This is a genomic window from Flavobacterium sp. RHBU_24 (genome assembly GCF_046613695.1).
Taxonomy (GTDB): domain Bacteria; phylum Bacteroidota; class Bacteroidia; order Flavobacteriales; family Flavobacteriaceae; genus Flavobacterium.
Map to the genome: position 1 here is coordinate 140,886 of NZ_JBKJHD010000001.1, position 16,905 is coordinate 157,790.

Here is a 16,905-nt window from a genome sequence, read left to right on the forward strand (position 1 = left end):
AATGTCACTAAAAACATTAGGAGCTAAGATATTCGCGAAAATCATTCACCTGCAAACCCAAAAGTGGGCGAAGAACCCTGTGGCAACCCAGCAAAAGGTGTTCAACCAACTTTTGGCTGCGGCCAAAGGAACCCGCTTTGGGCAGGAGCATGATTTTTATAAAATAAACACCTACGCTGACTTTGCGGCTAAAGTGCCCGTGCGCGATTACGAAGGCCTTAAAACCTATGTAGACCGCGTGGTGCATGGAGAGGAAGATGTGCTGTGGCCGGGCAAGCCGCTGTATTTTGCCAAGACATCGGGTACTACCAGCGGGGCCAAGTATATTCCGCTTACCGCCGAAAGCATGCCCTACCACATTACCGCCGCTCGTAATGCCATACTGAGCTACATTCACGAAACAGGCAATGCCGGTTTTGTAGACGGCAAAATGATTTTCCTGCAGGGCAGCCCGGAGCTGGACGAAAAGCACGGTATTAAATTTGGCCGCCTCAGCGGTATCGTGGCGCACTTTGTACCCGCCTACCTGCAAAAGAACCGCATGCCCAGCTGGGAAACCAACGTTATAGACGACTGGGAAACCAAGGTAGATGCCATAGTAGCCGAAACCATTAATGAGGATATGGCTGTAATATCAGGCATACCCAGCTGGGTGCAGATGTATTTTGAAAAGCTGCGCCAAAAAGGAGGCAGGCCAGTGGGCGATATCTTCAAAAATTTTAACTTGTTTATCTACGGCGGGGTTAATTACGAGCCGTACCGCGCCAGGTTCGAAAGCCTGATAGGCCGCAGGGTAGACAGCATAGAATTGTTTCCCGCGAGCGAAGGTTTTTTTGCCTACCAGGATAGCCAAACGGAACCTGGCATGCTGTTGCTGCTCAACGCCGGCATTTTTTACGAATTTATAAAAGCCGACGAGTTTTTTACCAATAATCCGCGCCGCTACACCATAGGCGAAGTGGAGCTGGGCGTAAACTATGCGCTCATTATTTCAACTAATGCAGGGCTATGGGCCTACAATATAGGCGATACCGTGGCGTTTACGTCGCTGGCGCCGTACAGGGTGGTGGTTACCGGCAGGATAAAGCACTACATATCGGCGTTTGGCGAGCACGTAATAGGCAAGGAGGTAGAGAGCGCCCTTAAAGAAGCTATGGAGGGCACGGAGGTGAGCGTAAACGAATTTACCGTTGCCCCGCAGATAAACCCCGAAAGTGGCCTGCCGTACCACGAATGGCTGATAGAATTTGGCAACGAGCCAAATGACCTCGATGCCTTTGCCCTAAAAATAGATGCCGCCATGCGCAAGCAGAATGTATATTATGACGACCTCATTGTGGGCAATGTGCTGCGCACGGTGGTGATAACCAACGTGGCTACGAACGGCTTTCAGGACTATATGAAAAGCATAGGCAAGCTTGGTGGGCAAAACAAGCTGCCACGGCTAAGCAACGACAGGAAGATTGCTGATTATTTTAAGTATTAAAAACAATTATGAAGCAGAATTATAAAATACCAAAGTTACCATTAGCGGAAGATATTGAAACTAAAGGCGTATTAAAAAAAGTTACAGAGGCGCGTGCGGCGTTGGCAGAACTAAAAGGTATTCATGCTTCAGTGCCAAATGTTGGTATTTTATTAAATACATTAGCACTACAAGAAGCAAAAGATAGTTCTGCAGTGGAGAATATTATTACCACACACGATGAACTTTTTAAAGCAGAACTGGACTTAAATTTAGTCAAGAATATCTCTGCTAAAGAGGTACAAAGATATTCAATGGCTTTAAGACAGGGATTTGAATTGGTTCAGAAAAACAGGTTAATCACAAACTCAATTGTACTTTCCATACACCGGGTTTTAGAACAAAATGATGCGGGATATAGAAAAGTACCAGGAACCGATTTAAAAAACGACAAGACAGGCGAGGTAATTTATACCCCTCCGCAATCGTTAATGGAAATACAGTCATCAATGACTGAGCTTATAGAATATATCAATGATGACTCTCTAGATGACTATGATTATCTCATAAAACTTGCAATTATCCACCACCAGTTTGAAAGCATACATCCTTTTTATGATGGTAATGGGAGGTTAGGGCGTATCATTAATATTTTATATTTGATCTCGAAAGGCCTGCTTGATTATCCTACGCTTTATCTAAGTAGATATATCATTCAAAATAAATCGGAGTACTACAGGTTGCTTCAGGAAGTAAGGGATACAGGAAGTTGGGAAGGCTGGATTTTATATATATTAGAGGCAGTAATTAGTGTTTCAAAACAAAGTTCCTCACTTATAAAAGAGATTAAATTTGTAATGCAATCATATAAAAACACCATACGAAGCAAATACCCTAAAATTTATACACAGGATTTGTTGAACAATATATTTAAGCATCCGTATACAAAAATCGATTTTTTGCAGGAAGATTTAAATATAACCAGGCAAACGGCATCAAAATATCTAGATACTATAGCAAAAGATGAAGCTAATTTATTAACTAAAGTGAAGATTGGTCGAGATAACTATTTTATTAATGACGGGTTAATGAATCTATTTACGCAATATGATTACAAATTATGAAAACTGCAAAATAAAACATGTTAACCAAGTGGCATTTCGTTAACACGTTTCAAAAACATGTTAACCAAAGTGGCATTTCGTTAACACGTTTTAAAAATACGTTAACCAAAGCAGCTTTTCGTTTACATATTGCTGTCTATAACATAAATTCAACTAAAAATAAAAAACCTACATTTGCCAAAAGTATACTATGCAGGGAACTAAAAACATAACACGTTCGCGCGCGCAGGAATCGTCAGCAGCTATAGAGCGGCTGTATATTACCATGCGCCACCTTTTTAACCGCGGTTTTTATAAGCCTATGGGTATTAGTGGCGAATCGCTTCGTGAGGCGCTGCTGGCACTTCGCCCTGAAATATATGGGTCTATTGCCGAAGAAAAAGCCGAACTTAACGGGCTGCTGTATGTTATAGAGCGCCTGCCCGTGGGTATAGAGCAGTGCTGTTTTATAAACCTTACCAGCGATGAAGGCTATGGCAAAAGCCATTTTAAGGCCATAGTGCCGCCCAAGCGTAAGCGCAACTGCTACCGTATAGACGAGGAGCAGATGAACGTGGAGATAACCCGGGGGCGCAGCGATATCTATGACATCCTTACGCACCTTACCTTTATTTACATAGAAGCCGATAAGATAAAAAGCCGTGTGCTGATAGACGACAACGGCGAAATAGCACGCGACTGGATAAAGCTGGAGCAGATAATAGCCAGTGAACAAAAGCTGCCGCTGGAAGGGCGTGAGCAGGCCATAAGCCATGTGAGCAACATACTGGGCCGCACGTTTTCTGAAATTACCGATATATACGACGGCTTTGGAACCAAGGCTGACCCTGATCGTTTTTTGCGCGTTATTTACTGGCTTGGCAAGGTGGCGATTGATGAGGCCATGGGCGGGCAAAAACGCACCATAACCTTTACACCCATACTGCGCGAAAGGCTGGGCCACCACATACATGGCGAGATATGGGCAGATAATATCAAGTCGGTGCTAAAACAGAACGGGCTTTTGCAAAGGCCCATACATATTATAAGCGCTAACATGCACAGCGTGATGAATTCGCTGTTTGCGCCGGTGCTGCTAAAATCAAGGTATAAAGATAAAGATGAGTTTTTTATCTACGAAGAACTGAGCAAATCGGGTAATGACCCCATGCGCGAAAAGGTGCAGGATTTTGCCATGAAAAACGGCATGATTTATATGCCCGATACATCGGGAACCAACATCGACGTACAAATTTTTGATACCGATAAAATAGATTTCAGTAAAACAGCGTTTCCTAAGGCAGTGCTTGGTGAAAATAAGCCGGTTATTATTGTAATGGACTACGCTTTTGGCGAGCAGGCTTATGAAACTATTGATGAGTTACTGAAACCGTATAAGGAGAATGACGTTAAAACTTTTATGGATGTAGAGTCGGTTTCTATAATGGGAAAGGCAGGTATACTTGAGGGTGGCAAGGGCGACATTATGATACCTTCGGCGCATATAAATGAGGGTACGGGCGATAATTACCCGTTTGAGAACGAGCTGACGGCAGAAATGTTTGCCGGGCAGGGCATACCCGTATACAGCGGCCCTATGGTAAGTGTGCTGGGTACATCGCTGCAAAATAAAGACCTGCTAAAGTTTTTTAACGAAAGTACCTGGGGTGTTATAGGCCTGGAGATGGAAGGCGCATACTACCAGAAAGCCATACAAAGCGCCAGCAAGATACGCAAGAGTATTGCCCCCGATGTTAAGGTGCGCTATGCCTACTACGCGAGTGACAATCCGCTCGAAACAGGCAGCACACTTGCCAGCGGCGGCCTGGGCACCACCGGTGTAAAACCCACTTATTTAATTACAATAAAAATACTCGAACAAATATTTAATATCCGTTAACCTAATGGAAAACCAGAACACAAGCCAAAACCAGGATATAGACTTAAATGCTGTAAAACAACAATTAAAAAGCTATTTTACAAAGGTAAACGATTCTTTTTTTGACATTATACTGTTTATAAAAAGATATAGTATAGCCATAATAATATTGTTTATAATAGGCGTGGGCCTGGGCATATTTCTCGACATGAGTTCTAAGGTATATTCGCAGAAAATTTTTGTTACGCCAAATTTTGGAAGTGTAGACTACCTGTATGAAGAAGTAGGCCTTATGAATGCAAAGCTTAAGGAGCATGACACGCTGTACCTAAAAAAAATGGGTATAAATAAGGTAAAATCAATAGCAAAAATAGAGATAGAGCCTATTGTAGATATCTATGACTTTATTAACGATCGCGTACCAGGCAAGGACAATAACAAGATAGACCTGTTTAAAATTATTTCTGAAAACGGGGAGGTAGAAAAGATTATTGAAGAAAAAACAATAAGCAGATATTACAAATACCACGTTATTACCATTACTACAAAAGAAAAATTTAACGATAAAAGCCTGGTTGCCCCCATTCTTGATGCGCTAAACTCTAACCCATACTGGCTACAGGTGCAAAAAGAAACACTTAATAACCTAAGGGTTAAAATGCAGGCAAATACAGTAATGCTGGAGCAGGTAGATAAAATACTTGCAGATTATGGCAACATACAGGCAGGCACATCGGGTGTAACGCTACGCACTGATAATACAAACATAGCCGATATCTTTAATTTTAAAAATTCGTTTATAGCAGACCAGGCGCTAAACAGGTTAAATGAAATTGATTACCAGAAAATAATTAAAGACAGGGGGATAGTCTTAAATATACGCGAAACCAATGTTACCTCTGGAAAAATGAAAATAATATTACCGTTGCTGCTGCTTATTTTGTTTACAGCAGGTATAAAATTCAGGGACTATTACCGTTCTCAAATGGCTAAACGCAGCCTTAAATAAACAGTTTTGTTTTGAAAAAAGTACTTATAACGGGGGCAAACGGGCAGCTGGGGCAGGCACTTAAAAAAGCAGCTGTAAACTACGCAGGCCTTGAGTTTTATTTCGCAGGGTCTGCCGATGCAGATATTACATCTGCCGGGAGCCTTGCCGCTATATTTAATAAAGTACAGCCCCATTTTTGCATTAACACTGCGGCTTACACAGCTGTAGATAAAGCAGAAAGCGAACCAGAAAAGGCCCATGCGGTAAATACCCTTGGCGCTAAAAACCTGGCGCAGGCTTGTAAAAAGCACGGCACAGTGCTGTTGCACATTTCAACCGATTTTGTTTTTGATGGCAGTAAAAACAGCCCCTATACAGAGCAGGATGTCACCGCTCCACTGGGTGTATATGGCAAAACCAAGCTTGACGGCGAAAATGAGGTTATTAAAAACCTTGATGCCTATTATATTATAAGGACCTCCTGGGTATACAGCGAGTTTAGCAATAACTTTATGAAAACCATGCTGCGCCTTGCCGCCGAACGGGATAGCCTTAACGTAGTAAGCGACCAGCACGGCACACCCACTAATGCTAATGACCTGGCTGAGGTACTTATTACTATTATACAAAGTAACAAGCAGGCGTATGGCATTTATAATTATAGTAACGAAGGCGAAACCACATGGTACGATTTTGCACGTAAAATATTTGAGGTAAACAATGTTTCTATCCATTTACAACCTATACCCACTACGGCATACCCCACACCGGCTAAAAGGCCCGCCTATAGTGTGCTTGATAAATCTAAGATCAAACAAACCTTTGGCATCATGATACCCAAATGGGGGGAGAGCCTTAAACAGGTTACAGTCTAAAGAAAAAATCAGCAACTGATATTTTGAATGATATTGTGCCATCGAAACATCTGGAAACCTGCCATTTCAGTTTCGGGATCTTTAAAAACTTTAATCAATACGTTTTTCAATAAAGTAATTTGGCCGTTTTTTTACTTCAAGATATATTTTGCCTACATACTCGCCAATAATACCAAAGCAAAAAAGCTGTACTCCGCCTAAAAAATACATGGGTAATACAGTAGATACCCACCCGGGCACTATCTTGCCAAATAAATAAGAACCCACTGCGTAGCCGCTCATTAAAAGGCATAAGAAAAAAATAATAAAGCCTGTAATTGTAACCAGTTTAAGCGGATAGTTACTAAATGAAGTAATACCGTTCCATGCAAAAGAGGCCATTTTATGGAATGGGTATTTAGATTCGCCGGCCTTGCGTTCCAGGCGGTCATAATACACCCTACCGCTACTAAATCCGATAGTAGGTATAATTCCCCTTAAAAAAAGGTTTACCTCGCCAAATTCGCTAAGAGCGGCTAGTACCCTCCTGCTGCATAGCCTGTAATCGGCATGGTTATATACTATATTTATACGCATTTTTTTCATTATGTTATAAAATATCAACGCAGTATTTCGCTTAAAAAAGGTATCGGTAGTGCGCTCACGCCTTACGCCATACACCACATCGGTACCGTTTTTAAACAGTTGCACCATGTCTTCTACTACAGTTATATCATCCTGCAGGTCAGCATCAATAGATATTAAGGCGTCGGCCTCCTGCGTAAAACAGAGAAGCCCCGCCAACAATGCCTTTTGATGCCCCACGTTGCCCGAAAGTTTCAGCCCTTTTACATAGCTGTACTCAGCTGCCTTAAGTGCTATAAGCTGCCATGTGGCATCTGTACTTCCGTCATCTACAAACACAGCAAAACTTTTTGAGGAAATAACGCCCCGTGCCACAAGCCCATCAATAAGCCTGTTTATGCTTACTGTAGTTTCAGGTAGCATTTGGGCTTCGTTATAGCAGGGTAAAACAATTCCTATTATCGGTAATTTATCCATATACTAAAAATAAGGCAATGATAGTTATTCTACCCAAAGGGCAGACCCTTTCTGATTACCAAGTTTTACTACTACTACATTACCCATTCGTTTTACAGAATTTGGTTTTGGCCAAACAGCCATTTCCGCTATAGAATCTTTAACATAGAGGTAAGACTCTTTGTTGTCTATAATCTTATAATTAGCTACTCCGGTATAGTTTATAAAGCCGTTTATACGGTAATTATTTCCACCATCCCACTGGAGTATAGAACCCGAAAAAATTTCAGAATTTTCAAGGCGGAATTTTTTGAAGTTATTGTCTGAAACTTTTCCGTAAAAGTAAACATAGTCACGTCCCGGATCAAAATCAGGGTAGAGCGCCCTTATTCTATCGTCAATTTTATAAACCGTGGTATAGTCACTGTTATAAATTTGCTGGTGTGACACGTATAGCCGCGTAATAAAGTATATATTTAGCATGACCACGACAAATACCCCGGTGTAATAAACCTGATAGAATTTAATTTGCGACAGGAAGTGCGCTATAAAAAAAGCGAACACAATACCCGAAGTTACATAAATGCGCGGGGGATGATAGTAACCCAAACCCGTTATAAACAATGAAATTAAAAAAGGTACTACCAGTAGAAAAAGCATTACAAGCGCACGCGGCCAAAAGGTTTTACGGTCTTTAATAAACGAAAAAACTAACGTGGCAATGCAAAGTACAGAAGCAAATATAAAAGCCTTATCACCATAAAAGTAATCGCCCCGAATATTGTCCACCACTATATTATAAAAATCTACAAAACGGCTGTCTGTATTACCGGAAGCGTATGAAGCCAGATAGCCTCCCTTGCCCAAATTTGGGCAAAGCACAGGAAGCGATAACAGATAAAACCCGAGGCCTGTAACCATAAGCAGGCCAAATAATAATGTAACCCTTAACTGGTACTTAAAAGAAAAATCATCGCGATAAGTATTTTGAAACAACATCACAAGGTAAATAACTACGGGTATAAATACCAGTGCCTGGTATATTGCTATAACACACATTATAAGTAATGCGGAAGCAATAAAAATTGCAGCAGAAATTTTACTTAATCCACGCTTTATAGCGTTATTAAAAAGCATTACTGCACAAGCCGATAGCACAAAACTCAATGTTACGGCTACAGACTGCATACTAAAATACAGTTGATAAGCCATTTGTGGAAATGTTATAAAAAGAGCACAAAAAGCATATGCCGTATAGCTCTTAAAACGAAACATGCGCGCCAAAATTACACTGCTTGCACTAAGTAATATGAGAGAGAGTAAAAGCGTAAAATATGGAGTAATGCCATGAAAAACCTGATAGGTTATCAGGTTTGTACCCCAACGGCCCAAATCTAACGACATGGATTTGTCAAAGGGCACTTCGCTATCTATAGTTATAGTAAAGTTAGTAAGATAATAACCATAAGAAATAAGGCTTACAGCAACACTAAAAAACAAGAGATTAATTTGTTTTCGGGAAATTTGATCAGGCATTATGCGGTTTTTTTGATTTGACTGTAAATGTAAAGATTTTAAAATATGTTTATTTAATTCAAGTTGCTAGTTAGAAAACAAAAAAGTAAGCACCAAAAGTGAGAAATTTGGTTTACCACAACTAAACACTCACCGGTATGATGCTTACAAGAGACAAAATTATTTCTATTTTTTTGTTTAATTGATGATATTTTGAAAGGAATTGGACACCAAAGATATAAGGCGGCAAGTAAGTGACAGCGAAATTATACTAACCGCTATTGTTTCCTCCACGAGTTTTTATGGAAACCATTCCTCTGCTATTGAGTTTATGAAGCTTTGGAAAGAAAAGCGATTTTGTTGAAAATCCAAAGGAAGTCAAACTCTAAAAGAATAGATACACTGGAACAAAAACTTGAAAAATTAAAAATGAGAAAAAGAGTAGAAACAACTATCAGCGATATTAAGAAACTATTTCCAAGAACAATACATGCCGTAACATTGGAGGGATTCCTAATAAAGCTAACACTATTTGTTTTTGGATTGCAATTAAGCAAAGCACTAAAATAGCAACTTGAATTATTTATAAATCTAAAAAGAAAATAGAAACAAAAACAATTATATTTGCCCAAAAAATTAACCATACAATGAAAGCAAAAACTATACTCGTAGGAATTTTTTCCCTTAGCATGCTGATGGCGTGTAAAATTGACAATAAAGAAAACAACGTACAACAGCCCACGGCACAGCCGGTAGAGCCGCAAAGTACAGGCGAAGTTACTGTAGTAATTAATGCTATTGTACCTGCTAACGACAATTTTCAGCTGTTTTATGGCGAAACTGCTTCGCTTGATTTTGACCAAAATATGGTTGTTCCTGTAACCGGAAAGCCCGAAGCCCAGGACATTACCTTTAACCTGCCCGATGATGCCCTGCCTGCTACAGTAAGGATAGACCCGGGAGATAGCAAAACCCAGGGCAAGCTTACCTTTAATAGCGTTACCATTAAGTATTACGATAAATCATTTGTAGTAAAGGGTGGAGAAGAGTTTCTTAAATACCTGCAACCGGGTAACCTTGAAAAAGTCGCTTCAGATGCTACCTCTATAACCTTTGTGCCCAAGCAAATATCCGATGGCGGTTACGACCCTATGTTTTACCCCAGCGGAGACCTTTTAAACGCTCTTCATGGCATACTTGTAAAGTAATATAGTAAACCGTTATATAAACAAACCCTACGGGCCGATACAGGCGGCCGTGGGGTTTGTTGTTTACAAACTAAAAGTACTTATTACATGTAGGGTTAGCCAATATCCTCCGCTGCCAAATAAAATTACTACCTTTGTAATTGCTGTATATACCACCTGATTTTTAAATGGAAAACGCTACTGACAATTATCCAAGGATAAACATAATTTTTCGCTCGTGCGATTCCGTAACCGCGGTACATCACGCACCAAGGCCCTTTAACCTGGACAAAAAAACACTTATAAAGATTTGTTTTAAAAGCCTGCACAATGCCATACAAGCCTACAACTGCCGCATTATAGTACTGGGCGACAACCTTTCTGATGAAATGAAGCAGTTTTTCCTGAGTTATAATACAGAGCTGCGCGAAGGCATTTTTGGTAATGATAATTCTATCCGCGAAACCGTAAAAATAGCACAGGAATTTAATGACGACGAGTGGGTATATTTTTGCGAAGACGACTATTTGCATACCCCCGATGCCATTCATAAAATATGCACCCTTATAAAAGAAAAACATACCGTAATACCCCCAAGCATAACTATTAAAAAAAGGCTTAGGAAAAAGGAACTCACCCTGCTCTCGGTACCGCGGTTTATGAGCGAACCCGAAATAACAATTTTCCCGGCAGATTACCCTGACAGGTATAATATCGTTCACAACAGGCCCCGGTTTATTTTTCACACATCAGATAGCCACTGGCGCCAGGTGACAGACATTACCTTTACCTTTTTAATGAAGGTGTCGTCTGCCCGTAAGCATAAAAACACACTAATAAAGGCTGCCCGGGGCGCTAATGACCGTTATTTGAGTGAAAAGCTGCTAAGCAGGTCATTCTTTTTTACTAAAATGCTGTGTGTGTCGCCCCTGCCCTCATTATCCACGCATATGCACACCCATACTATGTCTCCGCTTGTACACTGGGAAGCGCTTGCCATGGCATTAAAAAATAAAGTAGCCTAATGATAAAAAAACTGTGGGCACAACGCGGCAGCCCGGGTAAAATACTGGCAAAGGGCGGCATAACATTTTTTTTCAGGATTGTTGCCATGCTATTTAGTTTTGGTATAATGTGGTTTATTACTAACTACTTTGGCGACAGCGTTTTCGGGCTGTATTCTTTGGGGTTAACCATATTGCAGTTTGCCGTACTGGTGTTTGCCATGGGCGTACCTAATGCTTTTATAAGCTTTACGGGTGGTTTTAGCGGCACGCATGAGCATGTCGGTTTTCTGCTTAAAGCTGTTAAGACGGTACTGGTTGCTGCTGCCTTACCATTGCTGGTGCTTACACTGAGTTCAGGCTTTATTTCAGAATACATATTTAATAAACCAAACCTTTGGCCCTTTTTGGTTGTAGCAGGCCTTGGCACGCCCGTGCTTATACTGCACGAGCTGCTGTGTTTTTATTTCATATCGGTAAAACGCTTTACCCTTTACGGGTTATTTATATTTATAATACCAAATGTACTTTTTGCTGCATTCCTGCTAATGGCATATTACAGCGCAGCTTCGCCATACATTATATTTGGGTCTTATGTGGCCGCTTATGTTATAAATATAACTATAGGTTTTACAGCCGCTTTTTATAAGGTAGGTGCAGTTGCCTATCCCGCTATTACAACCCGCCACTTACTCCGCAAGGCACTGCCCATGATGATGGGCGGCGTTTTTTTAATGCTGCTTAACTGGACGGATATTTTAATACTGGGCCGGTACGAAACCGAGGCAAACATAGGAATATATAATGCCGCTTTCAGAATAGGGTACCTGGTGCTGTTTTTTGTATCTACAATGAACGTAATTATACTGCCCAAAATTTCTGAATTATACTATCAAAAAGATTTTGCAGGCATGAAAAAAGCCGTAAACAGCTTTACCCAAATGGTGGGTCTTGCCACAATACCTCTTGCTGCAGCAATAATTTTTTTTAGTTCTTACATACTAAGTTTTTTAGGAAAAGACTTTAACACGGGCAGCACAGCGCTTACACTTATAACGTTAGGAGGGCTGTATAATGCAATGACCGGAAATGTAGACCAGATATTAAATATGACTGATAACCAAACTATGGTTAGTAAAATACTTTTTGCTGGTTTTTTTCTGAATGTATTGCTTAATTTGTATCTGGTGCCACAATATGGCATTAACGGTGCCGCGTGGGCCAGCCTGTTGTCTAATATTTTTGTAAATACGGTTTTTGTAATCGTAATAAAAAAGAAATTAGGCTTCTGGACTTTTATTTAAAAGCTTTTGACACACTAATATAAAAATGGAAACGTTAGCAGTATCGGTTATTATAGTTAACTACAACGGGATGGCCTATAAGCTGGCATCGCTTTGCATGCTTTTTATAATATCTATGAACGTAGTGCTGGCGCCCCGTGTGGCTGCATTACACAACCGTGGAAAAATGGGAGAGCTGCATAAAACCCTGCGCAAAATTACCCATATAATAATTGGCCTTACCATACCGTTGATAATGCTCATAATATTACTTTCTAATTACCTCCTGGCATTATTTGGGCATGGCTTTACAGGCGGCAGGCAGGCGCTTATAATAATAAGTATTGGATTTTTGCTCAATGCAATTACCGGAAATGTAGACCAGATACTTAACATGACGGGAAACCAGAAAATACTGCAAAATATTACTATGGCCGGCTTTGCGCTTAATGTGTTGCTAAACCTTGTGCTTATACCCCGTTATGGCATAAACGCGGCAGCAACAGCCAGCCTTTTAACTAACGTGTTGTTTAACGCGGCCTGCATCTTTTACATTAAAAAGAAGCTTGGTTTTTATACCTTTATATAAAATGAGACGTTTAAAAATTTTAATTTTCTGGCTTTTTGCAGCAAAAAACAATGTCGCTTTTAAAGAGCTGATTATGTTTTTAATAAAGCCTACCATTACCGTAACGGCAAAAAAGTACCTAACGTCGCTTAAGGAAGAGGCAAATGATTATAAGGCTACCTTTAAGGGGCTGGCACATCCGCTGTACTGGCCTAAAAACTTTTCGCTTTACCGCTTTAACCAGGTTATATCAGAAACGTTTGATGTTAATGACTGGCATTATTACCAAAAATTACATACTGAAATACAGCCTGGCGAAATTTTATTAGATATAGGCGCTTCAGAAGGGCTTTTTGCGCTTACCGTAGCCGATACCTGCGCACATATGTATCTTGTAGAGCCGGGAACAACCTTTAATAAAGCGCTACAAAAAACTATGGCTCCTTATGCAGATAAGGTAACAATATTAAATTCTGCAGTGGGTGACCAGGACGGCGAAATTTATTTTAGCGACGATTCTCTGGAAGGCAAGGTTGCCGATGGAGTATCAGATACCGCACAGAAAATAAACATTAATAAAATAGATACCCTTATTGGCACCAACAGGATTACCTACCTTAAGGCCGATATAGAGGGCTTTGAGCTCGAAATGCTAAAAGGGGCAGCAAATACTATAAGGACTAACAAGCCTAAAATTGCAATAACCACTTACCACGACCAAAACAACCCAGGCGAGATAATAGCGCTTATAAAAAGTTATGTTCCTGAATACAATCATTATGTAAAAGGTATTTACGAAAAAAATCCTAAGCCGGTGCTAATTCATTTTTGGGTATAATGAAAGAAATAACATTATCAGTAATAATTGTAAACTATAACGGGCTGCCGTTTTTAAAAGATTGTTTTGATTCGATTGCAAAACAGCTTGATGGCATATCCCATGAAATAATTGTTACAGATAATAACTCTGCCGATGGTAGCTGCGACTATATTATACAGCATTTTCCTGATGTTATCTTAATACCTTCTTCCGAAAACCTCGGCTTTGGCAAAGGAAATAATACAGCTGTGCAAAAAGCATCAGGGGAGTATATATTACTACTTAATAATGATACCATATTGCAAAGCCATTTATCTCCCGCTTTGCATGTACTTAAAGCCAATAGCAATATAGGGGCACTGGGCATAAACATGTTTAACGCAAAAGGGGAGTATCTTAAGGCAGGCGGCAGGTTCCCGTCCGTATTAAATTTAATTCGCCTCAAAAATATAACCTGGCTGGGGCCGGAATTTAGCACAGGCGTATTCTCAAAAAACCTGTATGACATAGATTGGCTTACCGGATCTTTTTTGCTGATGCCAAAAAGAGTATATGAGCAGGTAGGCGGTTTTGATGAAGACTACTTTATGTATGTTGAAGATGTAGACTTATGCAAAAAAACAGCCTTAGCGGGCTATCGCAGGGTTTTTATGCCGGGCCTTAGTTATACACATTTTGTGGGCTACAATGCCGCAAAAGACTTCCTTATAATTAAGGGCCTTGAAACCTATATAGATAAACATGCTAAAGGCATAGATCATTTTTTTATGCATTGTGCGTTAAGGATTAATAAGATTGTTAAAAAAATAAAGAAAAAAAAGCAAGTATGAAAATAGCAGCGCAAAAAATTTACTTGCCCCTGTTTGTTACACTGCTGCTGTTGCAAATCTATTTACCCTCATTTAAGGCAAATGTTTTTTTACAGGTTGCCGCCCTTGGCGTTTTATTGTTTATAGATAATGTGCGGTTTTCTGTGCAGTTTTTAAAACAATTGCTACCGCTAATAATATTGTTATTTATAGGTTTTATAGGTACAATGTTCCACCGCTACGCCCTATATAACATTATTAAAGATGTATTTCACTTCGTAAAACCTGTATTAGGGCTGCTTATAGGTTATATTATAGCCAGAAAGTTAAACAATGTAGGTTTTTTTATAAAAGGTATAGTAGCAGCGTCAGTAATCTCGGCAATTATACATTTTCTTATTATAATATTCCTCGTTCGCGATTTTACCCGTATAGAGGATATCAGGCAGTTTACTAAAGACAACTTTCTCGAAATGTTTGGCTTGTTTTTTATCATATATTTTAAAAAGTTCGAAGGCCGGGAGCTGGTGCGTAACATATGGTATAAGCGTGTTTTTATTGTTTTATTAACTTTTTCGTGTCTTCTCTATTTTTCACGCACTATGTTTGTGCTCGCCTTTATAATAGTTATGGCAGCACACGGCTATACAAAAATAAGGGCCGCAACCGTAAAAGTATTGGTGATCATGCTGTTTTGCATTACAGGCTTGTTTATATATCTTAATACGGCCAACATAAAAAGGGACGGAAAAGGTTTAGAAATTTTTTTATATAAAATTAAAAACGCCCCGGCCGAAATTTTTGAAACAAAGGTAGACCGTGAAAACCATGCCGCCCTGTGGGACCACTGGAGGGCCTATGAAGCAAAAAGGGCTGTAGCACTCATGAATTCTGAGCCGGAAAGCTATATATACGGTACAGGGTACGGATCGTTAGTAAACCTTAAATTTTTCGCCCCGCTTACCGGCGATAAAAAAGGCATACGCTACATTTCAGACTTACACAACGGGTACATAAATATTTTATATAAAACAGGCCTTATAGGAATTATTATATATGTTATTATGCTTGCCAGATTATATTGGTACATCAGCCGTGGTTTTAGTTTTGCTAATATAATAGTATCATCAATAGGGATTATATATATTATTACATCTTTAATGATAACAGGTATATATAATAGCCGCGACATAATAATATTTTTACTTGGCGGAATGCTTTATTACAGCGAGCGGCAACGCCGGCTAAATAAATTTTTGACAGCGCATGAAGAGAGATAAAAAGTTAAAAGTATTTGTAGACTGCCATGTGTTTGATGAAGGCTTTCAGGGAACCAGGACCTATATCGAAGGAGTTTATAAAGAACTGATAAAAGACACCACGAGGCAGTTTTACCTTGCCGCCGGCAATATAGATAACCTTGCCTCCATATTTGGCCAACACAGCAATGTTGTGTATATTAAGTACCGTATACATAATAAAATATTCAGGCTGTTGGGTTATTTGCCCTGGCTTATTGTAAAGCATGGTATTGATGTGGCGCATTTTCAGTACCGGGTGCCGCCATTAAAATTTTGTAAATACATGGTTACCACGCACGATGTGCTTTTTGAAGATTTTCCGGAGTATTTTCCAAAAATAGGCCGCAAAGTAAGCTATTACACCTATAAAATCAGCGCGAAGCTGGCAGATGTGGTCTTTACAGTATCTCCCTATTCTCGCAAAGCAATAGTGCAGCACCTGGGTATAAAAGAGGCACGGGTTACCCCAAACGGTATTGATACTATTTTTTTTGAAAAGTATGATAAAGTAGTGATGGTGCAGCTTGCGGCCGAAAAGTTTAAGATAAACAATTATCTGCTTTATATAAGCCGCTGGGAACCCCGAAAAAACCAGCACATGATTTTAAAGGCGTTTAACGAGCTTAAATTATATGAAAGCTATAACCTGGTGTTTGCCGGAGAAACCACGTTTAAAAACCCTGAATACGATGCATATTACGCCGCCCTTCCCCATACGGTAAAACAAAAGGTGGTAAGGCTGGGCAGGATAAATTTTGCAGATATGCTTATGGTACTGCGTGGCGCCCGCCTTTTTGTATATCCATCTATTGCCGAGGGGTTTGGCATACCGCCACTTGAGGCCCTTGCCGCCGGTGTACCTACAATATCATCTAATGCCACGGCAATGGAAGATTATATACATTTTATGGGGCAATGGCAATTTGACCCGCAAAATTATACTGAATTTAAAGATGTATTACTTAAAGCACTTAACAATCCGGAGCAAATGGATATTTCCGGCATAAAAAACGAAATAAAAACCCGGTACAGCTGGAATATAGCCGCCCGCGTTATAAGCGGGTATTTAAATACCGTATAGTATA

The 16,905-nt window shown here is 39.9% G+C and carries 15 protein-coding genes; 13 read left to right on the forward strand and 2 right to left on the reverse strand.

What is annotated here, in order from left to right; translation table 11 throughout:
• Position 1: 1 nt before the first annotated feature.
• The 5 genes from ACLI09_RS00685 to rfbD all read left to right on the forward strand — a co-directional run bounded on the left by ACLI09_RS00685 (position 2) and on the right by rfbD (position 6,313).
• Positions 2 to 1,486 (forward strand): GH3 auxin-responsive promoter family protein, encoded by a 1,485-nt coding sequence (locus ACLI09_RS00685; protein ID WP_411417651.1) that lies wholly within the window; start codon positions 2 to 4, stop codon positions 1,484 to 1,486.
• Between the two features lie 8 nt (positions 1,487 to 1,494).
• Positions 1,495 to 2,589, forward strand: a complete 1,095-nt coding sequence (locus ACLI09_RS00690; protein WP_411417652.1) for a Fic family protein — start codon at positions 1,495 to 1,497, stop codon at positions 2,587 to 2,589.
• 190 nt (positions 2,590 to 2,779) lie between these two features.
• On the forward strand, positions 2,780 to 4,468 hold the full coding sequence (locus ACLI09_RS00695; RefSeq protein ID WP_411417653.1) for a DUF6909 family protein: 1,689 nt from the start codon (positions 2,780 to 2,782) through the stop codon (positions 4,466 to 4,468).
• Between the two features lie 4 nt (positions 4,469 to 4,472).
• Positions 4,473 to 5,456 (forward strand): hypothetical protein, encoded by a 984-nt coding sequence (locus ACLI09_RS00700; protein ID WP_411417654.1) that lies wholly within the window; start codon positions 4,473 to 4,475, stop codon positions 5,454 to 5,456.
• A gap of 11 nt (positions 5,457 to 5,467) precedes the next feature.
• A complete protein-coding gene (rfbD, locus tag ACLI09_RS00705; protein WP_411417655.1) occupies positions 5,468 to 6,313 on the forward strand; it encodes a dTDP-4-dehydrorhamnose reductase in 846 nt (281 codons plus the stop codon).
• Positions 6,314 to 6,403: 90 nt separating this feature from the next.
• Here the strand turns inward: rfbD and ACLI09_RS00710 are convergent, their stop codons facing one another.
• Together ACLI09_RS00710 and ACLI09_RS00715 are read right to left on the reverse strand one after the other, a co-directional pair.
• Positions 6,404 to 7,354, reverse strand: a complete 951-nt coding sequence (locus ACLI09_RS00710) for a glycosyltransferase family 2 protein (RefSeq protein ID WP_411417656.1) — start codon at positions 7,352 to 7,354, stop codon at positions 6,404 to 6,406.
• Positions 7,355 to 7,378: 24 nt separating this feature from the next.
• A complete protein-coding gene (locus ACLI09_RS00715) occupies positions 7,379 to 8,869 on the reverse strand; it encodes a glucosyltransferase domain-containing protein (RefSeq protein ID WP_411417657.1) in 1,491 nt (496 codons plus the stop codon).
• A gap of 626 nt (positions 8,870 to 9,495) precedes the next feature.
• Here ACLI09_RS00715 and ACLI09_RS00720 point away from each other — a divergent pair.
• The 8 genes from ACLI09_RS00720 (at position 9,496) to ACLI09_RS00755 (ending at position 16,901) form a co-directional block, all read left to right on the forward strand.
• On the forward strand, positions 9,496 to 10,056 hold the full coding sequence (locus ACLI09_RS00720; RefSeq protein WP_411417658.1) for a hypothetical protein: 561 nt from the start codon (positions 9,496 to 9,498) through the stop codon (positions 10,054 to 10,056).
• 167 nt (positions 10,057 to 10,223) lie between these two features.
• Positions 10,224 to 11,060, forward strand: a complete 837-nt coding sequence (locus ACLI09_RS00725) for a hypothetical protein (protein ID WP_411417659.1) — start codon at positions 10,224 to 10,226, stop codon at positions 11,058 to 11,060.
• Positions 11,060 to 12,343, forward strand: coding sequence for a polysaccharide biosynthesis C-terminal domain-containing protein (locus ACLI09_RS00730; RefSeq protein ID WP_411417660.1), 1,284 nt, complete (start codon positions 11,060 to 11,062; stop codon positions 12,341 to 12,343). The genes ACLI09_RS00725 and ACLI09_RS00730 overlap by 1 nt, the downstream gene beginning before the upstream one ends.
• A 25-nt stretch (positions 12,344 to 12,368) precedes the next feature.
• Positions 12,369 to 12,911, forward strand: coding sequence for a lipopolysaccharide biosynthesis protein (locus tag ACLI09_RS00735; protein WP_411417661.1), 543 nt, complete (start codon positions 12,369 to 12,371; stop codon positions 12,909 to 12,911).
• Between the two features lie 73 nt (positions 12,912 to 12,984).
• Positions 12,985 to 13,728 carry an FkbM family methyltransferase gene (locus tag ACLI09_RS00740; protein WP_411417662.1) on the forward strand — a complete coding sequence of 248 codons (744 nt, stop codon included), beginning with the start codon at positions 12,985 to 12,987 and terminating at the stop codon, positions 13,726 to 13,728.
• The gene (locus tag ACLI09_RS00745) at positions 13,728 to 14,540 is read left to right on the forward strand and encodes a glycosyltransferase family 2 protein (protein WP_411417663.1); all 813 of its coding nucleotides are present in this window, start codon (positions 13,728 to 13,730) and stop codon (positions 14,538 to 14,540) included. The genes ACLI09_RS00740 and ACLI09_RS00745 overlap by 1 nt, the downstream gene beginning before the upstream one ends.
• Positions 14,537 to 15,799, forward strand: coding sequence for an O-antigen ligase family protein (locus ACLI09_RS00750; protein WP_411417664.1), 1,263 nt, complete (start codon positions 14,537 to 14,539; stop codon positions 15,797 to 15,799). Before ACLI09_RS00745 ends, ACLI09_RS00750 begins: the two co-directional genes overlap by 4 nt.
• Positions 15,786 to 16,901, forward strand: a complete 1,116-nt coding sequence (locus tag ACLI09_RS00755; protein ID WP_411417665.1) for a glycosyltransferase family 4 protein — start codon at positions 15,786 to 15,788, stop codon at positions 16,899 to 16,901. The genes ACLI09_RS00750 and ACLI09_RS00755 overlap by 14 nt, the downstream gene beginning before the upstream one ends.
• Positions 16,902 to 16,905 lie beyond the last annotated feature (4 nt).